Origin of the sequence: Streptomyces sp. NBC_00513, assembly GCF_041431415.1 — a bacterium.
Classification (GTDB): domain Bacteria; phylum Actinomycetota; class Actinomycetes; order Streptomycetales; family Streptomycetaceae; genus Streptomyces.
In genome coordinates this window covers 1,032,926-1,056,223 of sequence record NZ_CP107845.1, presented here as the reverse complement: position 1 = coordinate 1,056,223, position 23,298 = coordinate 1,032,926, and the positions used below count along the sequence as shown (strand labels likewise).

Below are 23,298 nucleotides of genomic sequence, written 5' to 3'. Positions count from 1 at the left end.
GTGGATCGGCGGACGGATCAGCGGGTGGATCAGCGGGTGGTCCAGAGCTGGCCGGGCGCCGAGGTGCACGGCATCTGCCGCACCTCGCGGCGACTGCCGGACGGCATGCCGGCGTCCTCCAGGCACAGGCCCGTGAGCCGGTTCTTGACGGTGGCGCGACCGTCCGCCCAGGTGAAGTCCCAGCGCTGGCCCGGGGAGTAGTTGCAGACCTTCTGGATGATGGTCGCCCCCGCCTCCAGGCCGGACGGTTGGAGACACAGGTTGGAGACGTGCGCCGGCCTCATGTCGACCGCCGGGTCACCGAGGACGCTCTCCGACCAGAACTTCTGGTACTCCTCGTTCTTGCAGTTGAACTGCTGGACGAGCGCGTCCTCGCGAGGTGAACCACCCCGGATGTCCAGACACTTGCCGGTGGCGATGTTGACGTACTGGGACTTGAACGAGGTCATGGCGACCCCGGTGGCGGGCGACTCGGCGGGCCTCGCCTGGGCAGACGCGGCAAGTACGGTGACGGCCGACAGGACCGCGCCGGCGACGACTGCGGCACGAACGGCGAAGGGGTGCGGGGTGCGCATGATCGGGTGTGCTCCTCACCTGGTGATCGGATCGCCGGGCGGCGCGCCGTCCGGGTGGACGGGCGGCCGTGGAGTGCGCGGTGCGTCCCGGCTTCGGGCGCCAGTCTCGTGGGGTACGGCGGCCGGGCCCAAAGCCTTTCGACGTCCGTCGAATCCGGACATTTCCGAGCCTGCGTCATCGCCGGTCCGCAGGGCCCGCGGGGTTCGTCGGACGGCCGTCGATCAGCCGCGCATCCGGCCGGCGCGGATCACAGCACCTCGGCGGGCGTCCCGCGGAAGGAGGAGCGGTAGGCCTGCGGGGTGATCCCGGCGACCCGCTTGAACCGTTCCCGGAACGCGGTCGGTGAGCCGAACCCGGCCTGCGCGGCGATGCGCTCGACGCCGTACTCGGTGGTCTCCAGCAGGAACTGGGCCCGCCGGACCCGGGCGCGCAGCAGCCACTGCAAGGGAGTGGTCCCCGTCTGCTCCCGGAACCGGCGACTGAAGGTGCGCTCGCTCATGCCGGTCCGGGCGGCCATGGCGGCCAGGGTGAGGTCCCGCCCCAGGTTGTCCTCGATCCAGGAGAGCGCCGGCTCCAACAGCGATCCACGAGGCACGGGGGGTTGGGCGTGAACGATGAACTGGGCCTGCCCGCCCTCCCGTTCCAGCGGCATCACCGACAGTCGCGCGGCGTCCGCCGCGACCGCCGACCCGAAGTCCCGCCGGATCATGTGCAGGCACAGGTCCAGCCCGGCCGCCGCCCCCGCCGAGGTGAGCAACTGCCCGTTGTCGACGTAGAGCACGTCGGGACGCACGTCGACCAGCGGGAACTCCTCGGCCAGTCGCGCGGCCGCGATCCAGTGGGTCGTCGCCGCCAGTCCGTCCAGCAGCCCGGTCGCGGCGAGGACGAACGCGCCCGCGCAGATCGAGGCGATCCGGGTCCCGGCCGCCGCCGCGGAGCGCAGGGCCTCCAGTACCGCCGGGTCGGGCGGCGGGGCGTCCTCCGCGCAGCCGGGCACGACGATGGTGTCGGCGTCGGCCAGGGCGTCCAATCCGTACGGGGCGCGGATCGTGAACGCGTTGCTCGCGGTCACCTCGCCCCCGGTTCCGCACACCCGGATCCGGTAGGGCAGCCGTCCGTCGGCCAGTCGGGCCCGTCCGAACGCCTCGACGGGGGTCGCGATGTCGAAGGCCACCACATGGTCCAGCGCGAGAACCGCCACGGTATGCATGCGACCCAGGGTAGTTCGGTTCCCGCCATGCTCGAACAGGCAGGTCACGGTCCTGTGAAAGAGAAAGAAGCCGGTGGAGAGGGTTGGCGGGATCCCGTTGCCCTTTGTCATTTCTGCCCATGGGAGGAGTCGGGCGAGCCTCCTAGCGTGGGTCGCGCACACCCCACGAAGCGAAAGAGGCAAGCGGACATGCACGTTCAGTTCGTCCTGTTCGATGGATTCGACCCCCTTGACGTCATCGCCCCCTGCGAGGTCTTGCACGCGGCGGGCATGCTCGGCGCCACCGTCGCCCCGTGACCGCGTTCCTGCTCGCCGTGCACGTGGTGGCGGCCATCCTCGCCGTGGGGCCGGTGACCGTCGCGGCGAGCATGTTCCCGGCCGCCGCCCGGCGCGTTCGACCCGGTGAGTCCTGCGAACCACCCGCCGGGGTCGGCGCGTCCGCCGCGTCCGGCGTGGGTGCGGTACGGCTGTTGCACCGCGTCTGTCGGGTCTACGCCGCGGTGGGCGTGGCGGTACCGGTGTTCGGCCTCGCGACCGCGTCCTCCCTCGGGGTGCTGACCGATGCCTGGCTGATCGCCTCCATGGTGCTCACGGCCGTCGCAGCCGCGATCCTCGCGTTGCGGATCCTGCCGGGCCAGGAGGCCCTGGTGGCCCGACTGGAAGAGGGTGCGGCGCCGGTGGAGAGGACCGATACGGCCCGACTGGCCATGCTCACCGGCGCGTTCAACCTGTTGTGGGTCACGGTGACCATCCTCATGATCATCCGCCCCGGCTCGACGACGGGAGCCTGAGGTGAGGGCGCCCCACCCCGGACGGCTGCTGCGCACGGCCGCCGGCATCGAACTGGGCTCGTTCATCGTCCTGTTGGTGAACCTCGCCACCGTGCACCTGGCGTCGATCTCCTCGCTCGCCGGCCCCGTGCACGGCTGCGCCTACCTGTTCACCCTGGTCGCGGTGGCCCGCGACCCGAGACGTACCCCGCCGACCACGGCACTCGCCCTGCTGCCCGGGATCGGCGGTGTCCTGGCCCTGCGCGGGCTCACCCGATCCGATGCCCCCGCCCCCGTCGGCTGAGGCTCAGGGGACCAGCCCCTCCATGACCTCGCGCGGCAGCGCGGGATTGCGGGCCGCGGCCTCGGCCAGGCCCTCGTCGGGTCCGGTGAGCAGGGAGGCGAGGAGGGAGGGGGACAGCGCCGGATGCGCGGCGGCGATCTCGGCGGCCCTCGGGTCCCCCAGGCAGCGCGCCAGTGCGCCGGCCGTCGCGTTCGGATGTCCGGCGATCTCGCGCAGCGCCCGTCGTACCGGCGGTTCCTGCCGGGCCAGTTCCTCCAGCAGGGCGCCGGGCGCACCCGGGTTGGCGGCCACCCGCGCGTGCACCCCCACGCCGTGCGTGGCGACCATGGCGCGCAACAGCTCCTCGGTGAGGCCCGGGTGCGGGGCGACGGCCCTCAGCACTTTCGCGTCCGGGTCGGCGGCGAGCGCATCGCGCAGATCCGGGGGCAGATCGTGCCGGGCGGCCACGAGGGCACGTACGGACGGTCGGCCGGCGGCGAGTTCGCGGAGTTCGTCGGTCGACGCGGCCGGGATCCGGGGCAGCGTGGCGGAGCCGAGCCTGGTCGTCTCGGCCAGCGTGGTCAGTACGTCCAGGGGCAGCGCGGGATGGTGCGCCAGGGCGCGCCGCACAGCCGGGTCGGGGTCCGCGGCGATCGTGCGGAGCGGCTCGTCGCCCACCGCGGGGTTGCCGGCCACGGCCGCGCGGACCCCCGGTGCGGGATCCCGGGCCAGTCGCGCGTACACCTCGGGCGGCAGCCCGGGACGCTCGGCGAGAGACCAACGCAGCAGGAGGGAGGGGTGGTCGACGAATCGGGCCGCCACGTCCGGTGGGGTCGCGGGGTTGCCCAGGACCCCGTGCAGCGTGTCGTGCACGGTGGACTGGTGGGAGCCGTCGCACGCCGCCCCGCCGAACAACGTGCAGTCGGGATCGGGACAGTTCGGGTCGTGCTCGTACGGGATCGGCTTGCTGTCGCAGACCAGGCAGGCGGTCGCCGCGGGCAGGCCCTCGCCGGTGAGCAGCGCGGCCAGTACGGCGGGCGGCGTGGCCTCGTTGACCGCCACCCCGCGCCGCACCTGCGCGTGCGGATGGCGTGCGAGCCGGGCCGCCATCGCCGGCTCGGGCGTGAACGCGGCAAGTTCGTGGACCACGTCCAGGGCCGGGTCGACGGCCAGGGCCTCGATCACGTCGTCCGGCAGACCCGCGCAGGAGGCCAACTCCTCCCGGTGCCGCACGACCGGGTGCCGTGCGAGCAGCCGGGCCCACTCGGGTCGGCCCGCGCCCGTGTCGAGCAGGGCGAGCGCGGTGAGCGGCCGGGCCACCGGATCCACGTCGGCGGCGGTCAGCAGGCCCGCGAAGGCGAGGCTCCGGGCGGTGTGCTCGTCGCGGGCGGCGAGCGCCACGACCTGGTCGTGGCGGAGGTCTCCGCGCTCGGCGAGTTCGGAGGCGAGGTCCTCGTCCGCGAGCGCGATCAGACGGTCCACCAGGGAGGCGGGAAGGCTCGGATTGGCGGCGAGGCCGTGCGGGACTCGGTTCATCGGGGCTCCTTCGCCGCGTCCCGCAGGGCGGCGGTCAGGGAGTCGAGGTACGGCCGCGCGCCCCGCCGGCCCGCGGTGGCCAGCCCGAGGTGTCGGGTGGGGCGGGGAGGTTCGACCCGTACGGCGACGGGCGCCCCGGACGGGGCCGCGGGGCCCGGCCGGGGCGCGTCGGGCGGGGTGACCAGGGCGACCTGGGGAACGAGCGAGACGCCGACGCCCGCCGCCACCAGGGACTGGGCGAAGAAGTAGTCGGTGGTGGAGGCCGAGATCCGGATCTCGAAGCCGGACCGCTGCGCGTACCGTCGCAGGTAGGCCTCGGTCCTGAGGCAGCCGAGCACCCAGCGTGCGTCGGCCAGTTCGGCCAGGGCGATCGAGTCGCGTCCCGCGTGCGCGTGGTCGGGCGGCAGCACCACCCACAGGGGGTCGTCCATCAGCGGCGACCAGTCCACTCCGGGCAGCACGGGCAGGGGCTCGTCGAAGTGGTAGCCGAGGGCGAGGTCCGCCGCACCGTCGCGCACCATCGGCAGCGCGGCCTCCGGTTCGGCCTCCCGCACCGTCAGTTCGACCTCGGGGTGCGCCGCCACGAACCGGGGCAACGCCGCCGGCAGCAGGTGCCGGCCCCCGCTGGTGAACGTGGCGACCGTCAGGCGGGGGCGGGGCGCGCTGAGGCGCTCGATCGCGTTCCGTACCTGGTCCAGTTCGGCGAAGATCGACTCCGCGGCCTCCGTCAGCAGCCGTCCCGGTTCGGTGAGGGTGATCCCGCGGCTGCCGCGCACGACCACCGGCTGACCGACTCCTCGTTCCAGTGTCGCGATGTGTTGGGAGACGGCGGAGGGGGTCAGGCGCAGGGCGCCGGCCGCCTTGTTGAAGCTGCCGTGTTCGGCCACGGCGCGCAGCACGCGCAGCCGTTGCACATCGATCAACAGTTTTCCTTACGGCGGGTTCAGCAAGACAGCAGTACCGCGGGGGACCCTACAGCGGCAGAGTCGAAGGCATGCGAAATTTCTTGGTCATCGGCGGGAGCCGGTACTTCGGCAGGCGCCTGGTCACCTCGCTCCGCGACGCCGGCCACCAGGTCACCGTCCTCAACCGGGGGTCCGCCGCCCCGCCGCCCGGTGTCGGTCACCTCGTCGCCGACCGCGAGGACGAGGCGCGGCTGCGCACGGCCCTGGGGCGGCGGAGCTTCGACGTCGTCCTCGACCAGGTCTGCTACACGCCGGAGCAGGCCGCCCTCGCCCGCCGTGTCTTCGCGGGCACCGCGGGGCGTTACGTGATGACCTCCACCATGGAGGTGTACGACCCGGCGCCCCCCACCCCCGAAGCGGCCGCCTACGCGCGGGGCAAGCGAGAGGCCGAGGCGGAACTGACCGACGCGGAGTTCCCGTTCGTCGCCGTACGCAGCGCCCACGTCCTCGGCGGCGGGCCCGCCGAGTTCACCGGGAGGCTCGCGCACTACGTCAAGCGGATCGGCTCCGGCGCCCCGGTGGACGTCCACGAGGCCCCGCACCCCACGTCCTTCATCCACCACCACGAGATCGCGGACTTCCTGCGCTGGACGGCCGAGGAGAGCTTCACCGGCCCCGTCGACGCGGCCTCCCACGGCGCCCTGACCGTCACCGAACTCTGCGAGCTGATCGGCGAACGACTGGGACGACGGCCCCGCTACCGGACGGTCGGGGCGGGCGGGCCCGCGTCGCCGTTCTCCTTCGACCGGGGCTACGCACTGGACAACTCCCGTGCCACCGCGCTCGGTTTCCGCTTCACCCGGACCACGGACTGGCTGCCGGGGGAGATCGCGGAAGCCGCGCGCCCGGCCTTCCGCGATCATGTCTGACGATCGCCCGGGTGCCTTCCCAAGGGGGTCGCCACCGCCGAGTTGCTCACACTGAAGGTGACGCTGCCCGCCCGGTAACGGTCGTCTGACCACTCGATCGGGCGGCCGGTACGGGTCGCGGACACGTGCCGTTGGCGGAGCAGGGCCCCGCCGCGCCTGATCCCCAGCAATCGGGCGTCCTCGCTCCCGGCCGGCAGCGCGTCGATCAGGTGCTCGCCGTACTGGGCGACGATCCCCGAGTCGCGCGCGAGGCTGTCCATCACGGAGCGGCAGTCCTCGGGCAGCGCCTCGACCGCCGCCGCGACCCAGTCGGCGTACGCGGTGCGCTCCACCATGGTCGGCTCACCGTCCAGCAGGCGCAGCCGCAGCACGGCCAGGATCTCCGTACCCGGCCGCACCGCGAGCCGCCGCGCCTCCTCGGCGCCGGCGGGACGTCGGATCCGCGAGAGGAACCGGCCGGCGGCCTCGTGGCCCACGCCCTCGGCCCACTGCGCGAAGCTGTTCAGCTCGCCGAAACTGTGCTTGCGCTCGTGAGGCAGGACGATCCTGCGCGCGCCCTGCCGGGAGCCGACAAGCCCTTCGGCGGCGAGGGTGGCCACCGCCTGGCGGACCGTGCCGCGCGAGGCCGACCACCGGGCGGCCAGATCGCTCTCCGAGGGCAGCCGCGCACCCACCCGGTACTCGCCGGACAGGATCGCCTGTCGCAGCGCCTCGGCGATCTCCAGATACCTGACCGTGCCCATGCCGTGCGCCCCTCGTCGAACCGACCGACCGTCTTCCCGTTACTCATGATCATCGAACCGCCCCTGTCACGGCTTCTTTCGGTCAATCTCCGCTCTTCCGCAAGCCGTGCTCCACGGTCCAGCCGCCGTTCACCGTCCGTACAGCGGACCCGGGCGAACTGGAGCCAACTTGTTCAGACAAGTGGTCTGACAAGTGGTCGGACAAGAAACCCCCTTCGTCTCCGGGAGAGACCGTGCTCAGTTCCTCCGCCCGTCGTGGTGCGGCCGTACTGCTCGGCGTCGCCGTCCTCACCACGCTCAGCGCGTGTGGTGCCGCCCCCGACCAGCAGAACGCCGGTTCGACCGGTGACGCCAAGAAGGGCGTACAGCCGGGCGCCGCGGCCTCCCTGGCCGACTTCGGCGACCTGAAGGGCCTCGTCGCCGCGGCCGAGAAGGAGGGCCGGCTCAACGTGATCGCGCTGCCCGCCGACTGGGCGAACTACGGCGAGATCCTCAAGGCCTTCCAGGCGAAGTACCCCAAGATCCAGATCAACAGCGAGAACCCGGACGCCGCCAGCGCCGACGAGATCGCCGCCGTCAAGTCCCGCAAGGGCCAGAAGCGCGCCCCCGACGTCCTCGACCTCGGCATCGCCTTCGCGCGCAGCGGAGCCGGCGAGAACCTCTTCGCCCCGTACAAGGTCACCGCCTGGGACAAGATCCCCGCCGGTCAGAAGGACGCCGACGGCCGCTGGTACAACGACTACGGCGGCTACATCTCCATCGGCTGCGACGCCGCCCGCGTCCCGAACTGCCCGAAGACCTTCGCGGACCTCCTGAAGCCCGAGTACAAGGGCAAGGTCGCCCTCAACGGCAACCCGACCAAGTCCGGTTCCGCCTTCGGTGGCGTCTACGCGGCGGCCCTCGCCAACAAGGGCTCCTTCGGGGACATCCAGCCCGGCATCGACTTCTTCGGGCAGCTGAAGAAGAACGGCAACTTCATCCCCGTCGAGTCCACCCCGGCCACCGTCGAGAAGGGCGAGACGCCCATCTCCATCGACTGGGACTACCTGAACGCCGGGTACGCCGACCAGTTCAAGGGCAAGGGCGTCGACTGGAAGGTCGCCGTCCCCACCGACGGCGTCTACGCCCAGTACTACTCGCAGGCCATCAACAAGGACGCCCCCAACCCGGCGGCCGCCCGCCTGTGGATGGAGTTCCTCTACAGCGCCGAGGGCCAGAACCTCTGGCTCAAGGGTTACGCCCGCCCGGTCCTGCTCCCCGTCATGACGCAGGACGGCAGCGCCGACAAGGCCGCCGTCGAGAAGCTGCCCAAGGTCCAGGGCACCCCGTCCTTCCCGGCCTCCGCCGAGCTCGACAAGGCCAAGGCCACCCTCGCCGAGAAGTGGGACAAGGCCCTCTCCTGATGTCAGCCTCCTCCACCACCCCCCACCAGGGGACCGCCGGCGGCGCCCGCCGCCGGCGGCGCGGCCCGCGCACCTGGCTCGCCACCCTGCCCCTCCTCGTCTTCACCGGGCTGTGCTTCGGCATCCCGCTCGGCGCCATCGCCTTCGGAGCCGTCACCACCACCGACCCGGCCCGCGGCACCACCGCCCTGACCGGCGAGCACCTCGCGCGCTCGCTCCAGGGCCCCTACCTCGACTCCCTCGTCGGCAGCGTCCGGCTCTCCGCCCTGACCGCGCTGCTCGGCGGCGTGCTCGGCGTGCTGATCGCCCAGGCCGTGGTCACCTCACGGTCGACGGCCCTGCGCAGCGCCACCCTCACCGCGTCGGGCGTGCTGGCCAACTTCGGCGGCGTCCCGCTGGCGTTCGCGTTCATCGCCACCGCCGGCATCTCCGGAGTCGTCACCCGACTCGCCGATCTCGGCGGCCTCGGCTGGAACCTGTACTCCTTCACCGGCCTCTCCGTCGTGTACCTGTACTTCCTCACCCCGCTGATGGTCCTGGTGATCGCGCCCGCGCTCGACGGACTGCGCCCGCAGTGGCGCGAGGCCGCGGAGAACAGCGGGGCCACCGGCCGCCAGTTCTGGCGCCACGTCGGGCTGCCGGTCCTCGCGCCCTCGCTGCTCGGCGGGTTCGTGCTGCTCTTCGGCACCGCCTTCGCCGCGCACGCCACGGCCGCCGCACTCGTCGGAGGCTCCGTGCCCCTGGTCACGCTGAAGATCGCGGACGCGCTGGCCGGGAACGTCCTCACCGGCCAGGAGAACGTGGCACTCGCCCTCGGCCTCGACATGATCCTGATCGCCGGCCTGGTCATGGCGGTCTACCTGCCCCTCCAGCGACGGAGCGCCCGATGGCTGCGATGACCCCGACGCCCACCCGGAACACCGTCGAGGCCCTGGAGGCCGCCGCCGCGGGGGAACCGGCAGCCACGCCGGCCCGGACCCCGCGCAGGTCCCGACCACGCCCCCGGGTCTGGCGCGGCGCCGTACTCCTCCTGGCGGGCGCCTACTTCCTCGTACCGCTCGTCGCCTCCTTCGTGTTCACCGTGCACGTGCCGGGCCAAGGCGTCACCTTCACCGCCTACACCGAACTCCTCGCCGCCGACGGCTTCACCGAGAGCCTGCTGCTCTCCCTGGGTCTCGCCGCCGCCACCATCGCGCTGTCGCTGCTCCTCGCGGTGCCCGCGCTGGTCGGCGTACGCATCGGCTCGCCCAGGCTGCGCCCGGTCGTCGAGGTCATGTGCATGCTGCCCCTGGTGGTGCCGCCCATCGCGCTGGTCACCGGCATCACCACCGTGCTGCGGTGGGGACCCGAGCACCTCTCGCGGACCCCGCTCTACCAGACCTTCCTCGCGGTCCAGGACGAGAGGTTCCCCGTCGTCCTGGTCCTCGCCTACACCGTGCTGGCGCTGCCGTTCGTCTACCGCTCCCTCGACGCCGGCCTGCGCGCCGTGGACGTGCCCACCCTGGTCGAGGCGGCCCGCAGCTGCGGCGCGAGCTGGCCGTACGTCGTCCTGCGCGTCCTGCTGCCCAACCTGCGGGCCTCGCTCGCCGGAGCCGCCTTCCTCACCCTGGCCCTGGTCCTCGGCGAGTTCACCATCGCCTCGCTCCTCGGATTCCGGCCCTTCGCGGTGTGGATCGTCTCCATCTCCGGCGCCCAGGCCCGGATGTCGGTGGCCGTCTCCATCCTGAGCCTCCTGATCACCTGGCTGCTGCTGCTCGTCCTCTCGCGGGCCGGGACCACCCCGACCGCCGCGACCGGCGTCGCCCCCACCTCCCGCAAGGAGTCCTGACCCCCATGTCCACCACCCTTCCCGCGACCCGGAAGCCGGCGGATCCCGACACCCCCTCGGGGGCGCGCGTCGAATTCCGCGGCCTGCGGCGGACGTTCGGCTCCACCGTGGCCCTGGACGGTCTCGACCTGACCATCGAACCGGGCGAACTCGTGGCACTGCTCGGACCGTCGGGCTGCGGAAAGACCACCGCGCTGCGCGTCGTCGCCGGCTTCGAACAGCCCGACGCCGGTGAGGTCCTCGTCGACGGACAGGACATCACCCGCGTCCCGGCCAACCGCCGCGACGCCGGGATGGTCTTCCAGTCGTACAGCCTCTTCCCGAACCTCAACGCCCGCGACAACGTGGCCTTCGGCCTGCGCGTGCGCAAGGTGGACGCGGCACGGCGCCGCGAGCGCGCCGCCGAACTCCTCGACCTCGTCGGCCTGCCCGACCACGGAGACCGCTACCCACACCAGATGTCCGGCGGCCAGCAGCAACGCGTCGCACTGGCCCGCGCCCTCGCCCTGCGCCCGCGCGTCCTCCTCCTCGACGAGCCGCTCTCCGCACTCGACGCCAAGGTGCGCTCGAACCTGCGCGACGAGATCCGTCGACTCCAACTCTCCCTCGGCATCACCACCGTGTTCGTCACGCACGACCAGGAAGAGGCCCTGTCGATGGCCGACCGCGTCGCCGTGCTGAACGCCGGGCGGCTGGAGCAGTGCGCGGCCCCCGCCGAGCTGTACGAGCGGCCGGCGACCCCCTTCGTCGCCGAGTTCGTCGGCACCATGAACCGGCTCCCGGGCCGGCTCACCGACTCCGGGCTGGTGGACGTGGCGGGCGCACGGCTGCCCGTGGACGGCCCCGTCCCGACCGGCAGGGACGTGGAGGTGCTGGTCCGCCCGGAGAACGTCACCGCGACCGCCGACGCCGCCGGCACGGCCACCGTGGTCTCCGCCGCCTTCTTCGGATCCGTCACCCGGCTCCACCTCGAACTGCCCGGCGGGGCGAGCGTCAAGGCCGACCTGCCGTCGCGGGACGCCGGGGACCTGCCGCCCGGCGCGCGGGCGACCGTGGGCCTGGCCGAACGGCCCGTACTCGTCGTGGCGAGGGCCTCGTGAGCGGGCTCGCGGCGGTCCTGTTCGACATGGACGGCACCCTCGTCGACACCGAGGTGCTGTGGTGGCGGACCACCGAGGAGACCGCCGCCGCGCTGGGCCACGCCCTGACCGACGCGGACGCGCCCGAGGTCGTCGGCCGGGCGGTGGAGGACACCGCCGCCCACCTCGTACGGGTCACGGGCGGGGGAGACCCCGTACGGGTGGGCGCCGCGCTCACCGAGGACTTCCTGCGGCGGGTGCGGGCCGGCGCGCCGATGCGCCCCGGAGCCCAGCGGTTGCTGACCGCGCTCACCACCGAAGGAGTGCCCTTCGCCCTGGTCAGTGCCTCGCCGCGGGTGGTGGTCGACTCGGTGCTCGACGGCCCGCTCGCCCACGTCCCCTTCGCCCTCACGCTCTCCGCCGACGACACCGCGCGGACGAAGCCCCACCCGGACCCCTACCGGGCCGCCGCCCAACGGCTGGGCCTCGAACCGGCGGCGTGCGTGGCGGTGGAGGACTCCCCGGACGGCGCGGCCTCGGCGGAGGCGGCCGGCTGCGGGGTCCTGGTGGTGCCGTCCCTGCTGCCGGTGCCCGGCTCGGCGGCGCGCCGCTTCGCCCGGACGCTGGAGGAGGTCACCCCGGACGTCCTGCGCGCGTGCCTGGCCTCGCGCCTCCCGTCCTGACCACGTACCTCAGGGCCGGGCCGGACGCCACACGGCGCGGAGGGTCCTCACGCGGCCGGCTCCGATGCAGGCCGCGGTCGCGAGCCCTCGGTGGCCGGCGGCCGGGCCCGCAGCACCCCGGCAGCGCCCGCCGCGACGAGGCAGAGCGCGACGGGCAGCAGCAGCGCCAGGTTGAGCGGCACCAGGTGGGTGAGCGGGCCGATCACGGCCGGCCCGGCCAGCATGCCGAGGTAACCCAGGCCGGCGACCCGGGACACGTTGGTGCCGGAGCCGCCCCGGTCCTCGTGTCCGGCGGCGCTGAAGAACTGCGGGACGCAGCCGGACAGTCCGAGACCGAAGGCCGTCCAGCCGGCCAGCGCCATCGGGACGGAGTCGCCGAGCGCGGCGGCCGTCAGCCCCAGGGCCGCCAACACGGCCCCGTACCGCACCACGAACACCGGACCGGTGCGTGCCACCACTCGATCGGTGACCAGGCGTCCGGCGGTCATCGCGGTGGAGTAGGCGCCGTAGGCCAGGGCGGCTGTCGCCGCGGGGGCGTCGAGGACGTCCCGCAGGTGCAGCGCGCTCCAGTCGTTGGCGACGCCCTCGCAGAGCATCAACGCGAAGGCGAGTGCGGCCAGGGCCCAGATCCGCGCGGGCGTACGCCGTTTCACCCCCGGCGCGGCCTCGGCACGGTCCTTCGCCTGCTCGGCGGGAGACGGCAGCAGGGCCGCCGAGGCCGGCACGGTGAGGACGAGGCCGAGCACGGCCACCGTCGTCAGCGTCAGGGTCGTGCTCCAGCCGAGCCCGAGCGTCAGCGCCCCGGTGAGCGCGGCGAGCACCCCGCCCAGCGAGAACACCGCGTGGAAGGCGGACATGACCGGCCGCCCGTAGGCCCGTTCCACCTGTACGGCATGGGTGTTCATGGCGACGTCGAGACAGCCGTTGCCGAAGCCCAGCACGAACAGGGCCACGCCCAGGGTCAGGACGTCACCGGCCACCGCGGGCAACACCAGGGCCGCACTGCACAAGGCCGCCCCGACCGGAACCGTGCGGCGGCTGCCGATCCGGTCCGTGAGCGGCCCGGCGATCTGCATGCCCAGGAACGCCCCGGCGCCCAACAGCAGGAGCAGCGAGCCGAGGACGGCGTGGCTGATGCCGGTGCGGTGTTCCACGGCGGGAATGTGCACGATCCACATGCCCATGAGGAATCCGTTGAGCGCGAAGAAGGCGAAGGTGGCGAGGCGCGCGGCCCGCAGGGATCTGCTCATGGAAAACACCATAGGGAACAGAATCGATGTTCACCAGCTTGAGTTTCGAACATGGGGAATGTTCAATGGGGGGTATGGCGAGCACAGCGAGTACAGATCGACTGAGACGGATCACCGAGGCCGTACGCGACCGCGAGCAACTGAGCGTGGCGGAACTCGCCGAACTCACCGGCGCCTCGGAGATGACCATCCGCCGCGACCTGGAGGCACTGGCCGACCAGGGAGTGCTGGAACGCTTCCGGGGAGGCGCCCGCAGCCTGCTGCTGCGCGGCGAGGAGCCCCCGTTCGCCCTGCGCGCCCGGGAGGGCGAGGACGTCAAACGGAGGATCGCCGCCGAAGTGGCATCCCTGATCGCGGACGGGGAATCGGTGGTCGTCGACAGCGGCACCACCTGCCTGGAAGTCGCCCGCGCACTGAAGGAGCGGCGGATCACCGTCATGCCACTGTCCCTGCACGCGGCCAACGCGCTGACCGGGGCACCGCACCTGACGCTTCTGCTGCCCGGTGGACTGCCGCGCCCGGGAGAGCTGGCCCTGACCGGGCCCCTCACCGAGACCTCGCTGGCCGCGCTGCGCTTCGACACCGCCGTCATCGGCTGCTGCGGTCTGGTCCCGACGGACGGCCTGACCGCCTATGACTTGGCCGACGCCGCGGTCAAACGCGCCGCCATCGCCTCGTCGCGCCGGGTCATCGCGGTCGCGGAGGCGGCGAAGCTGACGCGCACGGCGCTCGCCTTCGTCGCCCCCGCCGCGACCCTGCACGCCGTCGTCACCGACACCTCCGCCCCGGAGGCCGCCATCGAGGCGCTGACCCGGGAGGGCGTCACGGTAAGGGCGGTGTGACGGGCCGAGTGGCGTGCGGGACCCGGCTCGGATCTGTCCCCGTCGTCACGCGCGGGCCCGCCGCCGTCACGCGCAGAGGGTCAGGATCTCCACGACGCCCTCCGCGTACGCGGCCGTCACCGAGTCCGGGCCCCCGGCCGCCTCCCGACGCAGCTCGGGCAGGGACCGGCGAACGAAGGCCGCGCACTGCCCGTACAGCCCGGCCTCGTGCGAGGAGCCGTCGTCCTCCGTGCCCAGCAGGGCCAGCAGCGTGCGCAACAGCGCCTCGCGGGTCGCCTGGCGGGGCGGCCCCGCCGACCAGATGGCCATCAGCACCCCGCAGGCCGCCGGAGCCGGCGCCTGGAGCCTCGACCACGTGAAGACATGCCCGGCCAAGGCGTGGAACGCGGCCGGGTGTCCCTCGGCGGCGTCCCAGAGCGTGGGTACGAGATGCCCTGCGGAATGCCCGCATCCGCATTCGATGGCCTCCCAGTCGTGCCGTTCGATCTCCGCCTCCACGGCATCCGGCACGAGGGGGCTGCGCCGGGGATTGTCCGTCCGTTTCATGGGGCCAGTATGGGAGCCGCGGACCACCCCCGACCAGGGCCCATCCGGCTGGCGCTACGAACGTTGACCGACCGTGTCCCGGCGGCCTCCGCGACGGTCGATCCGCCCCACGGAACGGGGTCGACAGGATACTTTCGGTCACGCGACCGATGGGTTTCGGCCGGCGTCGAGTGACGACGGCCGGCGACGACCGATGGCGACAGGGCGGCGGACGCGTGTCCGGAACCGGATCCCGTGACCGCTCGTCCCAGACCGCGTGTGGAACGCAACGAAGAGACGAAGAGTACTGGCCGTCCTGCTCGCCCTGCTCGCGACGCAACTCGGCAGCCTTGTCGACCCCGCCTACGCCTGCGGCTGCGGGGCGATGGTCCCCGACGGCTTCTCCCGGATCGGGGTGGCCCGCGAGACCTCGGTCGTGCGGTGGGACGGCCACACGGAACAGATCGTGATGCGGTTCACGGTCGGCGGTGACGCCAAACGCGCCGCATGGATCATGCCCGTGCCCTCGCGGGCCGGCGTCGAACTCGGCGACCCGGACCTGATCCCCGAACTCGGTCGGCTGACCCGCCCCGAGCACAAGACCCGCACCTACTTCTGGCCCCGCGACCGCGACTGGCCCTTCTCCTCCGGCCGCCTCGACGGAGCCGGCGCCGCACGGCCCGGCGCCGGCGCCCCGTCCGTCGGTGTCGTCGGCCGCGAACGGCTCGGCGACTTCGACGTCGCCCGACTGACCGCCACCGACCCGGACGCCCTGGGCGACTGGCTGGAGAGCAACGACTTCACACTGCCCGACCGGCTCGCCTCGGAGCTGAAGCCGTACGTCGACCGGAAGTGGGAGTACGTCGCCGTCCGCCTCGCCCCCCGCGAACAGGGCGCGACGCTGGGCGGCGAACTCGACCCGCTGCGCATCAGCTTCGCCAGTGACCGACTCGTCTACCCGATGCGACTGTCCCGACTCGCCAAGTCCGCCCAGGCGCTGGGCCTGTACGTACTCGCCGACCACCGGATGGAACCCGCGTCCCCGATCGGCGGGGCCGCCCCGGAGGTGACCTTCGCCGGGACGGTCACCCCGGAGGGTTCCCTGGCCGAGTTCACCGGCGGCGCCGCGCCGGTGTTCCTGACCGCGATCGACCAACGGTTCCCCGACCCCAGCCGCATCGACGGGGACCACGAACTGCGCGCCACCGCGAAGGACACCCCGTTCCGGCAGGTCGTGTACCGGGACGAACTCCTCACGGCGGGCGGCGTGCCCGTCTGGCTGCCGACGGTGGCGGGAGCCCTGCTGGTCCTCGCGAGTACGGCGGTGACCCTGCTGTCCGTACGCCGTTCCCGACGCCGCCGCCACCCGTCGGCCGCGACGGCGCCGCCGACGGGCTGACCGGGGCGGGGTGCGCCCGGTCGGGGTGCGTTCCCCGGCAGACGCCCACCGCCCGGCAGGTTCTACGGGCGCAGCCCGGCGATCAGGGAGGCGGTGCGGATGAAGTCCACGGGCCCGGTGTTCCGGTCCGCGCTCATCGGGCTGACGGCGATCCTGCCCGCGCCGACGGCCTCCACGTCGCCGCCCCGGGCGGCGGGTCTCGGGTCCACCTGCACGCCCATCCTCCAGGTGCCGTCGCCGGCGTCGGGCGCTGGAGTCCGGTGTGCCGGCCATCGCCCTGAGCACGGGCGGTGTGACGACGCCCGATCCGGTGACCACGGTCAACGCGAGCGGGCCGACAGTGGACTTCGCGGTCGAGTTGATCAACCGGCTGCGCGTCCGGGCGCCCCGGTCCGGTCCACTCCTGCCCCCGGGGATCGGGCTGAACGTCAACCATCCGGTCGTCGGCGCCGACGGCAAGGGCACCGCGGCCGGGGTGGCCTCGACCGTCCAGGACCCGCAGACCCTGCTGAGGCCCGACCTCAACGGCGCGGGGCGTACACCCCCTGTCCGGGGCACGCCGGCGAGCGCCGCAGGCCGCTCGACGGCCCGTGTTCACACCGCTCGGCAGTACAGGCCCCCCTTCCTGCCGCACGCCGCCGCGGGCGAGCGCAGAGAGTCCGTCGAGGGTCTCGGAGGCGACTTCGGTCACGATGGACCCGCCCTCCCCTGCACGGTGCGCGAACCACTCGCCTGCCGCGAGCGCGTGGCGGCGGTCCCGGCCGGTCGCGTCGAGTGCCGCCGGGAGGCGGGGCGAGACGGCGAAACCCACCCGCCGCTGCCCGTCTCCTCGGCCACGACGCGCGGTTGCCCGTCCTCGACTAGCTTCTCGTGGCCGGCCGGCCGGCTCCGGTCGGGAGGCATCCCCGCTCGACGAGCGCCTCCTCGGCCTCGAAGTCGCCGCACCGAAGGGAGTCGAGGGCGCCGATCCCGGAACCGGTCACCCGTTTCGCCGAGATGTCGCCCGCTGCCATGAAGAAGCTGCCACGAAGGAGCTGCCACGAAGAGCCCGACGGTGCCGCTCACGAGCGCATCGCGCCCGAGCGCGTTCGAGGTCCGGGAAGCGCCGGGGCAGTGTGGCCCGGCCCTCGGCCCGGCGCCGCTACGGGAGGAGACCGGTGCCGGACCAGTGCGCGCCCGGGGCCGCCCCCCGGCGGCCCCGGCGCGTACCGGCCCGCGTACCGGCCCGCGTACCGGCCCGCGTACCGGCCCGCGTACCGGCCCGCGTACCGGCCCGCGTACCGGCCCGCGTACCGGCCCGCGTACCGGCCCGCGTACCGGCCCGCGTACCGGCCCGCGTACCGGCCCGCGTACCGGCCCGCGTACCGGCCCGCGTACCGGCCCGCGTACCGGCCCGCGTACCGGCCCGCGTACCGGCCCGCGTACCGGCCCGCGTACCGGCCCGCGTACCGGCCCGCGTACGGCTTGCCGGGCAGGCAGGCGCGCTCCGCCCAGGGCGGCCCCGTGCCTCGGCAGCCGTGGCGGGGGAGCGGGTCGAGGTCCGGTTGCGGGGCGCGAGGTGCTCGTCAGCTCCCGGCGCGGAGGTGGTGGGACAGGAACGCGACGCTCTCCGCGACGATGCGCGGGACGTCGGGGGAGCCGAGGAAGATGTGGTCGGCGCCCTCCACCGGCCGCAGGACGACCTCGCCGCCCGCGCTCTCCAGCGCGGCGGCGAGCAACTCGCTCTGGCTGTACGGGACCAGCCTGTCAAGCCGGCCGTGGACGAGCAGGAACGGCGGCGGGTTCGAGGCCACCGCCGCGTACGTCACCGGGCCGGCGGCCTTCGCCAGTTCCGGGCGCTCGGCCACGCCCGCACCCAGAAGGGCCTCGTACGGGTCGGGGAACTCGACACCGGGCGGCATCGGCGGCATCGGGTGCTCGGAGAGGGAGATCAGGTCGGAGACCCCGTACCAGTCGACCACCGCCCGCACGGTGGTGTCCCCGGAGCCCACGCCGTGCGCGCCCTCCAGTGCCGCTCCGTCCGCGCTGTCGGGGCCGACCAGGCCCGCGAGCGCGGCCAGGTGCCCACCCGCCGACTCCCCCCAGACGGCGATCCGGTCGGCGTCGAGGCCGAGGACCCCGGCGTACGCGCGGACGTAGCGGATGGCGGCCTTCACATCGTGCAACTGTGCGGGGAAGGGGGCTTCGAGGCTGTGCCGGTAGTCGATGGAGACGAGGGCGAGTCCGGCCCCCAGGACCGCACCGTGCAGCAGCGCGGCCGGCACGGTCGGCGGCGGGTAGCGCCGGTCGCCGTCCAGCCATCCGCCGCCGTGGATCCAGACCACCACCGGGAAGGGTCCCTCGCCCGCCGGCACCCGAACGTCCAGCAGCCGGGGCCGGTAGCCGGGCGTGGTGGCGTACGTGATCCCGTCGTGGTGGCGTATCCCGTGCTCGTCCGTCACCGGGGGCTCGGGGGCCCGGTAGGAAGGAGGAGGCCAGGTCGTGTCGGCCGGATCGAAGGCGACTGGCGCGGATGCGGCGGGAGGAGATTGCGTCATTGCGGCCCTTCCTGTGCGGCGCGGCCCGGAGGGCCGGCGGGGTCGGTGCGAGGCCAGGCGTGGTGATGCATGTCCGGAACGCTCGCGCCGGTCACCGGTGCGCGCAGCTGGGTTACACGTGTAATCGCGACTCTAGCGACGCGTTTCCGCCGAGCACAAGCCCCACCGTGGTCCTGGTTGTCCAAGGCCCGATTCGCCCGTTCGGACTCTTTCGGCGGCGATCGGGCGCGGCCGAAAAGGACCGGTCCCACCGGATCGACTTGCCGGTGGGATCCCACGAATGACGCGACGCACGTGAACGAGAAGGCCGATCCGGCTGCCCGGTCCTCGACGAGGCCCGTCTTCGTGTCGGTGCACGGGGCGGGCGGCAACTCCTACGGGTGGGCCCCCGTCCTGGCCGACCTCGCCCTGCGCGGGCACCCAGTGCTGTTGGCCGGAAGGGTTCACCGTGTCGCGGCGCCCGGCACGGCACCTCGCCGCGTTGTCGGAGCGCCCGAGTACGTCCAGTACAAGCGGCGGTCCTCCGCCTTGCGATGCACCGCACCGGACACCGCGACCCGGCAAACCCTTCCGGCCACACCACTGGCGGTGGCGGTCGCCCTGCCCGGCCACGGGCCCGGAGCCTACTTCCCGTGCTCCTACCGGACACCGCAGGACCCCGAGGGGCTGCGCACCGAACCCTCGACGACGGCCAAGGTCACATCGGCCCACTTCCCCGACCATGGCCGACGTGGTGCGGCGGGCACACCGGCTCGGCCCGGTGGTGCTGGTCGGTCAGAGCATGGGCGGAGTCACGCTGAACACCGTGGTCGACCGGGTTCCCGAACTGATCTCGCATCTCGTCCGCGTCTCGGCCTTCCGTCCCTCCGCGCGGGCCACCATGCAGCAGCTGATGACCGCCCCCGAGGCCGCCGGCAGCGCCATCTTCCGCCTGCCCGTCGTGCCCACGCCCGCGGAACGGGGGGTCAACCGGGTCAACTGGCGCTCCGGCGACCGCGAGTTCCTGCGGATCGTCCGGGAGGCAGTGGCCGCCGACCGCACGGACGACGAGGTCCGTACCCTGCTCAACATCCTGGAGCCCGACGAGTCGGCGGAGATCGGCGCCGCCGACACCCGGGGCCTGCCCGAGTCGTGGGGCCGGATCCCGCGCACCTACCTGCGGTTCACCGAGGACCGGACCATCCCGCCGGAGCTTCGGGATCTCATGATCGAGGAGGCCGACGAGCTGACCCCGGAGAACCCCTTCCGGTTCCGGTCCCCGGCCGCTCCGCACATCGGTCCCCGCCGATCCGGGGGAACTCGCGGTGGAACTGGAGCTGGAACTGGAGCTGGAGCTGGTGGCGGGGCTCTGCCGCTGAGACCCCGGCCGTCCGCCCCGCAGGCCCGCCAGGCCCCGCAAGACCCGCAGACCCGCAGACCCGTAGGCCCGCCAGGCCCCGCAGGCCCGAAGGCCCCGCAGCCCCGCCGGCCCGAAGTACCGCAGGTTCCCGAGCCGCAGGGCCGGATCTGCGGAGCCGATCCGGGGCGACCGAGCATCGGCCCCCGCCCCGCCGGACGCTCACAACCCCAGGACGACCTCCACGAACCGTTCCACGCCGCCCGGGGTCATCGTCAGGAACAGGTTGGGCTCGATCAGTTCCAGCTCCATCAGGACGGGGGTGCCGTCCCCGGCCGGTGCCAGGTCCACCCGGGCGTAGGCCATCGGGCCGGCCGTGCGGGAGGCCGTCGCGGCGAGCACAGCGCCGGCCAGGGCGAGTTCGGCCGCCGAGGGCGTGTGTGCGGTCAGGTCGGGGTGTGGGACACGGGTGTTGTCGATGCGGCCGGTGTCCGTGAGCACGGGGCCCTTGCGGACCGCGTGACTGAACTCGCCGCCCAGGAACACCAGTGCCCGTTCCCCGTCGACGATCCGCTCCATGTACGGCTGGACCATCGCCGTCGCCCCGGTCCCGTGCAACATCCGGACGTGAGCCGAGGCCGCCTCCCGCTGGGCCGGCGTGTACCGGGCCGTGTCACGGGAGCCGGCCGACACCGACGGCTTGACGACGATCTCACCGCCCGGCGGCAGCGTCACGGGATCGCCGGGCGCGATGAAGCGGGTCGGGACCGTCGGGATTCCCCGGGCCGCGAGCTCCGCGAGGTACACCTTGTCGCTGTTCCAGCGCACCAGCTCGGCAGGGCTGTGCAGGGCGGTCACCGCGTCCACTCCGTCGACCCAGGTGAGGAACTCGGGCAGCCGCTCCGAGTAGTCCCAGGTCGAGCGGATGACGACGACGTCCGGCGCGGCCCAGTCGTAGCCCTCCTCGGCCCAGTCGACCGCGACCGCGTCGACGCCTCGCTCGCGCAGCGCGGCCACGAGGACGGGCAGTTCCGCGTCCTCGGCGCAGCCGAAGCCGTCGGTAGCCAACACGACCCGTCGAGTCGCCGACCCGCCCACACCCACACGCGCCACGCGGCACCGCTCCCCAGACCTCGACCGCACCGGGAGTGTCCCGGAGCCGCCGCGAATCTACGCCACCGACGTGTCCATCAGGGCCCCGTGACCGCGACGCCGATCTGCCGCGAGGCGTTCAGCGGTCGGCGTGACGCCGCCCCGCCCCCACGGAGCCTCCGGCGACGCCATCGCGACGGCCCTCAGGTGACCGCCACGACCGTGGCGACCGTCGCCGCGGCCATCGCCGCCTGCATGTCGCGGATGGCCTTGCGGACGTGTTCGGCGGCCCACTGCCCGTCGGCTATCTCCCCCAGGCGCGCGGCGGTCTCCTTGCGCGGAGCGTCGGGGAAGACCAGCCGCCCCAGCTTCGCGGAGTGGATCAGCGCGATCAGACCCGCCGTCCGCTCGTCCGGGTCCGCACCGCCCAGGACGACCGCGTCGAGCCGGTCCCGCAGCTCCCGCTCCACCGAACCGTCGGCCTCGGGATGGCGACGGGTCGGGAACACGCCCAGCACCTTGTGGTGAGTCTCCAGGACCACTCCCCGATCGCGCAGGCTCTCCAGGGCGGCTCCGACCGCCTTCGTGTGGTCCTTGGTCAGCCAGTCCGTCACCCGACGCCTGCTCTTGCCGCGCATCCACGTTTCGAGCAGGTGGAGGCGGGTGTCGAGCAGCGGCTGTCCGGTGGGGGTCGCGTCGGTCAGCTCCAGGTGCCTGCCCGTCACCGACACTCGCCCCGCCATGACCAGTTCGAGCAGGATTCCGCCCGCGACCGCCCACCCCGCGGCCTCTCGCTGCTTCGCCGCCCCGGACTCGTCGTCCAGGGAGAGCAGCATGATCTCCTCGGCCAGTGTGATCGTCATGTCCCGTCCCCCCGATGGTCCGTCGTCAGATGGTCAGACGTCCGGCGACCACGGAGAGTTCCCGGCCGTGTGACGACCGAGCCGGCGAGACCCCGCGGCCGGCCCGTACCCGCGGTCAGTGCACTCGCGGTCAGCCCACCCGTGGCCCGGCGGCCGCCGCGGGCCGGATGACGGTGATCCCGCTTCCCGGGGCCGTGCCCATCGCGGCGAGCGCGTCCGGCGCCCCGTCCAGCGTGATCGTCGCCGTCACCAGCAGGTCCGGGCGCAGTGCGCCGGAGCGGACGAGTTCCATCATCGGAGGGTAGGCGTGGGCGGCCATGCCGTGACTGCCGAGGATCTCCAACTCCCAGCCGATCACCCGTTCCATCGGCAGGACCGTCCGTCCGGCCGCCGACGGCAGCAGCCCGACCTGCACGTGCCGTCCGCGCCTGCGCAGCCCGGCGACCGACGCGGCCGCCGTCGCGGGGGACCCCAGGGCGTCGAGCGAGAGGTGGGCCCCGCCGCCGGTCAGTTCACGGACGGCCTCCGCCGTGTCGAGCGAACGGGCGTCCACACCGTGGGCGGCCCCGAACCGCCGCGCCAGGTCCAGAGCTCCCGGAGCGGTGTCCACGGCGACGACCCGGGCGCCGGCCGCCACCGCGATCATCACCGCGGACAGCCCTACCCCGCCGCACCCGTGTACGGCGACCCACTCGCCCGGCGCCACCCTGCCCCGCGCGACCACCGCCCGGAACGCCGTCGCGAACCGGCAGCCCAGCCCGGCGGCGGTGTCGTACGACAGCTCGTCCGGAAGCGGCACCAGGTTCACGTCGGCATGGTCCAGGGCCACGTACTCGGCGAACGACCCCCAGTGCGTGAAACCGGGCTGCGTCTGTCGGGCGCACACCTGGTGGTCGCCGGCCGCGCAGTCGGCGCAGTTGCCGCAGGCGCAGACGAACGGCACCGTGACCCGGTCACCGACCCCGCGGCGGGTGACCCCCGCGCCCACCGCCTCGACGACCCCGGCGAGTTCGTGCCCGGGCACGTGGGGCAGCACGACGTCCGGGTCGTGCCCCATCCAGCCGTGCCAGTCGCTGCGGCACAGGCCGGTGGCCTCCACACGGACCACGACGCCGCCCGCCGCCGGGGTCGGGTCCGGCACCTCGCGTACCTCGGCCGGCTGACCGAACCGCTCGAACACCACCGCGCGCATGGAATCCGCCCTCCGCCCTCGCTCGACTGTCCCGCACGCTACCGGCCGGCCGCACCCGAGGCCCCGTTCCGCGCCCGCCCGGCCGTACCCGCGCGGCGCGGGCAGCCCTTGTCCGGCGCGGACCCCGGTGGGAGGCTGCGGGCGCCGCCGGGAATCCGGCGGGAGCGTCCGAACCACCAGGGGGAACCGTGAACCGCAAGCGTGCCGCAGCCACCGTGGCCGTCCTGCTCGGGTTCGTCGTCACCGCGCTCGGCGTGAGCGCCCAGGCCCACGCCGCCGCCGGGGACAAGAAGGTCGAGGTCATCAAGTAGCTTCGG

The 23,298-nt window shown here is 73.5% G+C and carries 23 protein-coding genes and 1 pseudogene; 12 read left to right on the top strand and 12 right to left on the bottom strand.

Going from position 1 to position 23,298, the window contains the following annotated elements:
* Positions 1 to 29 precede the first annotated feature (29 nt).
* Positions 30 to 575 (bottom strand): RICIN domain-containing protein, encoded by a 546-nt coding sequence (locus OHA84_RS05135; RefSeq protein ID WP_266973073.1) that lies wholly within the window; start codon positions 573 to 575, stop codon positions 30 to 32.
* Positions 576 to 823: 248 nt separating this feature from the next.
* Complete coding sequence (locus tag OHA84_RS05130) at positions 824 to 1,786, bottom strand: GlxA family transcriptional regulator (RefSeq protein ID WP_053680733.1); 963 nt, start codon at positions 1,784 to 1,786, stop codon at positions 824 to 826.
* A gap of 189 nt (positions 1,787 to 1,975) precedes the next feature.
* Here OHA84_RS05130 and OHA84_RS05125 point away from each other — a divergent pair.
* The 3 genes and pseudogenes from OHA84_RS05125 to OHA84_RS05115 form a co-directional block, all read left to right on the top strand.
* Positions 1,976 to 2,056 (top strand): annotated as a pseudogene (locus OHA84_RS05125) (DJ-1/PfpI family protein); the annotation flags it as partial.
* A 23-nt stretch (positions 2,057 to 2,079) separates the two neighbouring features.
* Positions 2,080 to 2,577 carry a hypothetical protein gene (locus OHA84_RS05120; protein ID WP_266973076.1) on the top strand — a complete coding sequence of 166 codons (498 nt, stop codon included), beginning with the start codon at positions 2,080 to 2,082 and terminating at the stop codon, positions 2,575 to 2,577.
* A 1-nt stretch (position 2,578) separates the two neighbouring features.
* A complete protein-coding gene (locus tag OHA84_RS05115) occupies positions 2,579 to 2,860 on the top strand; it encodes a DUF3817 domain-containing protein (protein WP_266973078.1) in 282 nt (93 codons plus the stop codon).
* Between the two features lie 3 nt (positions 2,861 to 2,863).
* Here OHA84_RS05115 and OHA84_RS05110 read toward each other — a convergent pair whose 3' ends face one another.
* Together OHA84_RS05110 and OHA84_RS05105 are read right to left on the bottom strand one after the other, a co-directional pair.
* On the bottom strand, positions 2,864 to 4,375 hold the full coding sequence (locus OHA84_RS05110; RefSeq protein WP_266973079.1) for a hypothetical protein: 1,512 nt from the start codon (positions 4,373 to 4,375) through the stop codon (positions 2,864 to 2,866).
* Entirely contained in the window at positions 4,372 to 5,298 is a 927-nt protein-coding gene (locus OHA84_RS05105; protein ID WP_266973081.1) for a LysR family transcriptional regulator, read from the bottom strand. The genes OHA84_RS05110 and OHA84_RS05105 overlap by 4 nt, the downstream gene beginning before the upstream one ends.
* Positions 5,299 to 5,369: 71 nt before the next feature.
* On the opposite strand from OHA84_RS05105, the gene OHA84_RS05100 reads away from it, so the two are divergent.
* Positions 5,370 to 6,209 (top strand): NAD-dependent epimerase/dehydratase family protein, encoded by an 840-nt coding sequence (locus OHA84_RS05100; RefSeq protein ID WP_266973083.1) that lies wholly within the window; start codon positions 5,370 to 5,372, stop codon positions 6,207 to 6,209.
* Here the strand turns inward: OHA84_RS05100 and OHA84_RS05095 are convergent.
* Positions 6,200 to 6,952 carry a GntR family transcriptional regulator gene (locus tag OHA84_RS05095; RefSeq protein ID WP_053680721.1) on the bottom strand — a complete coding sequence of 251 codons (753 nt, stop codon included), beginning with the start codon at positions 6,950 to 6,952 and terminating at the stop codon, positions 6,200 to 6,202. The genes OHA84_RS05100 and OHA84_RS05095 overlap by 10 nt on opposite strands.
* Positions 6,953 to 7,185: 233 nt before the next feature.
* On the opposite strand from OHA84_RS05095, the gene OHA84_RS05090 reads away from it, so the two are divergent.
* Genes OHA84_RS05090 through OHA84_RS05070 form a run of 5 tightly spaced genes read left to right on the top strand, consistent with a single transcriptional unit; the run spans position 7,186 to position 11,945 of the window.
* Entirely contained in the window at positions 7,186 to 8,355 is a 1,170-nt protein-coding gene (locus tag OHA84_RS05090; protein WP_371591323.1) for an ABC transporter substrate-binding protein, read from the top strand.
* Positions 8,355 to 9,254 carry an ABC transporter permease subunit gene (locus OHA84_RS05085; RefSeq protein WP_053680719.1) on the top strand — a complete coding sequence of 300 codons (900 nt, stop codon included), beginning with the start codon at positions 8,355 to 8,357 and terminating at the stop codon, positions 9,252 to 9,254. Before OHA84_RS05090 ends, OHA84_RS05085 begins: the two co-directional genes overlap by 1 nt.
* Entirely contained in the window at positions 9,242 to 10,183 is a 942-nt protein-coding gene (locus OHA84_RS05080; protein ID WP_371591322.1) for an ABC transporter permease, read from the top strand. The genes OHA84_RS05085 and OHA84_RS05080 overlap by 13 nt, the downstream gene beginning before the upstream one ends.
* Positions 10,184 to 10,188: 5 nt before the next feature.
* Positions 10,189 to 11,283: an ABC transporter ATP-binding protein gene (locus OHA84_RS05075; protein ID WP_053680717.1), complete on the top strand. Its 1,095-nt coding sequence runs from the start codon at positions 10,189 to 10,191 to the stop codon at positions 11,281 to 11,283.
* On the top strand, positions 11,280 to 11,945 hold the full coding sequence (locus tag OHA84_RS05070; protein ID WP_266973087.1) for an HAD family phosphatase: 666 nt from the start codon (positions 11,280 to 11,282) through the stop codon (positions 11,943 to 11,945). The genes OHA84_RS05075 and OHA84_RS05070 overlap by 4 nt, the downstream gene beginning before the upstream one ends.
* 47 nt (positions 11,946 to 11,992) lie before the next feature.
* Here OHA84_RS05070 and OHA84_RS05065 read toward each other — a convergent pair whose 3' ends face one another.
* Complete coding sequence (locus OHA84_RS05065; RefSeq protein WP_053680753.1) at positions 11,993 to 13,195, bottom strand: MFS transporter; 1,203 nt, start codon at positions 13,193 to 13,195, stop codon at positions 11,993 to 11,995.
* 74 nt (positions 13,196 to 13,269) lie between these two features.
* On the opposite strand from OHA84_RS05065, the gene OHA84_RS05060 reads away from it, so the two are divergent.
* The gene (locus OHA84_RS05060; protein WP_053680715.1) at positions 13,270 to 14,037 is read left to right on the top strand and encodes a DeoR/GlpR family DNA-binding transcription regulator; all 768 of its coding nucleotides are present in this window, start codon (positions 13,270 to 13,272) and stop codon (positions 14,035 to 14,037) included.
* Positions 14,038 to 14,103: 66 nt separating this feature from the next.
* Here the strand turns inward: OHA84_RS05060 and OHA84_RS05055 are convergent, their stop codons facing one another.
* The gene (locus OHA84_RS05055; protein WP_159041492.1) at positions 14,104 to 14,583 is read right to left on the bottom strand and encodes a hypothetical protein; all 480 of its coding nucleotides are present in this window, start codon (positions 14,581 to 14,583) and stop codon (positions 14,104 to 14,106) included.
* Between the two features lie 256 nt (positions 14,584 to 14,839).
* On the opposite strand from OHA84_RS05055, the gene OHA84_RS05050 reads away from it, so the two are divergent.
* Positions 14,840 to 15,961, top strand: a complete 1,122-nt coding sequence (locus OHA84_RS05050; RefSeq protein WP_266973090.1) for a DUF2330 domain-containing protein — start codon at positions 14,840 to 14,842, stop codon at positions 15,959 to 15,961.
* A 62-nt stretch (positions 15,962 to 16,023) separates the two neighbouring features.
* On the opposite strand, the gene OHA84_RS05045 is transcribed toward OHA84_RS05050, so the two are convergent.
* The 5 genes from OHA84_RS05045 to OHA84_RS05025 form a co-directional block, all read right to left on the bottom strand.
* Positions 16,024 to 16,170, bottom strand: a complete 147-nt coding sequence (locus OHA84_RS05045; protein ID WP_266973092.1) for a hypothetical protein — start codon at positions 16,168 to 16,170, stop codon at positions 16,024 to 16,026.
* Between the two features lie 1,356 nt (positions 16,171 to 17,526).
* Complete coding sequence (locus OHA84_RS05040; protein WP_266973094.1) at positions 17,527 to 18,498, bottom strand: alpha/beta hydrolase; 972 nt, start codon at positions 18,496 to 18,498, stop codon at positions 17,527 to 17,529.
* Positions 18,499 to 20,056: 1,558 nt separating this feature from the next.
* Entirely contained in the window at positions 20,057 to 20,905 is an 849-nt protein-coding gene (locus tag OHA84_RS05035; RefSeq protein ID WP_266973096.1) for a RimK family alpha-L-glutamate ligase, read from the bottom strand.
* 224 nt (positions 20,906 to 21,129) lie between these two features.
* Entirely contained in the window at positions 21,130 to 21,789 is a 660-nt protein-coding gene (locus OHA84_RS05030; RefSeq protein WP_053680700.1) for a GPP34 family phosphoprotein, read from the bottom strand.
* Between the two features lie 130 nt (positions 21,790 to 21,919).
* Positions 21,920 to 22,981 (bottom strand): zinc-dependent alcohol dehydrogenase family protein, encoded by a 1,062-nt coding sequence (locus OHA84_RS05025; protein ID WP_266973099.1) that lies wholly within the window; start codon positions 22,979 to 22,981, stop codon positions 21,920 to 21,922.
* Between the two features lie 188 nt (positions 22,982 to 23,169).
* Here OHA84_RS05025 and OHA84_RS05020 point away from each other — a divergent pair, with 188 nt between their 5' ends.
* A complete protein-coding gene (locus OHA84_RS05020) occupies positions 23,170 to 23,292 on the top strand; it encodes a hypothetical protein (RefSeq protein ID WP_266973101.1) in 123 nt (40 codons plus the stop codon).
* Positions 23,293 to 23,298 lie beyond the last annotated feature (6 nt).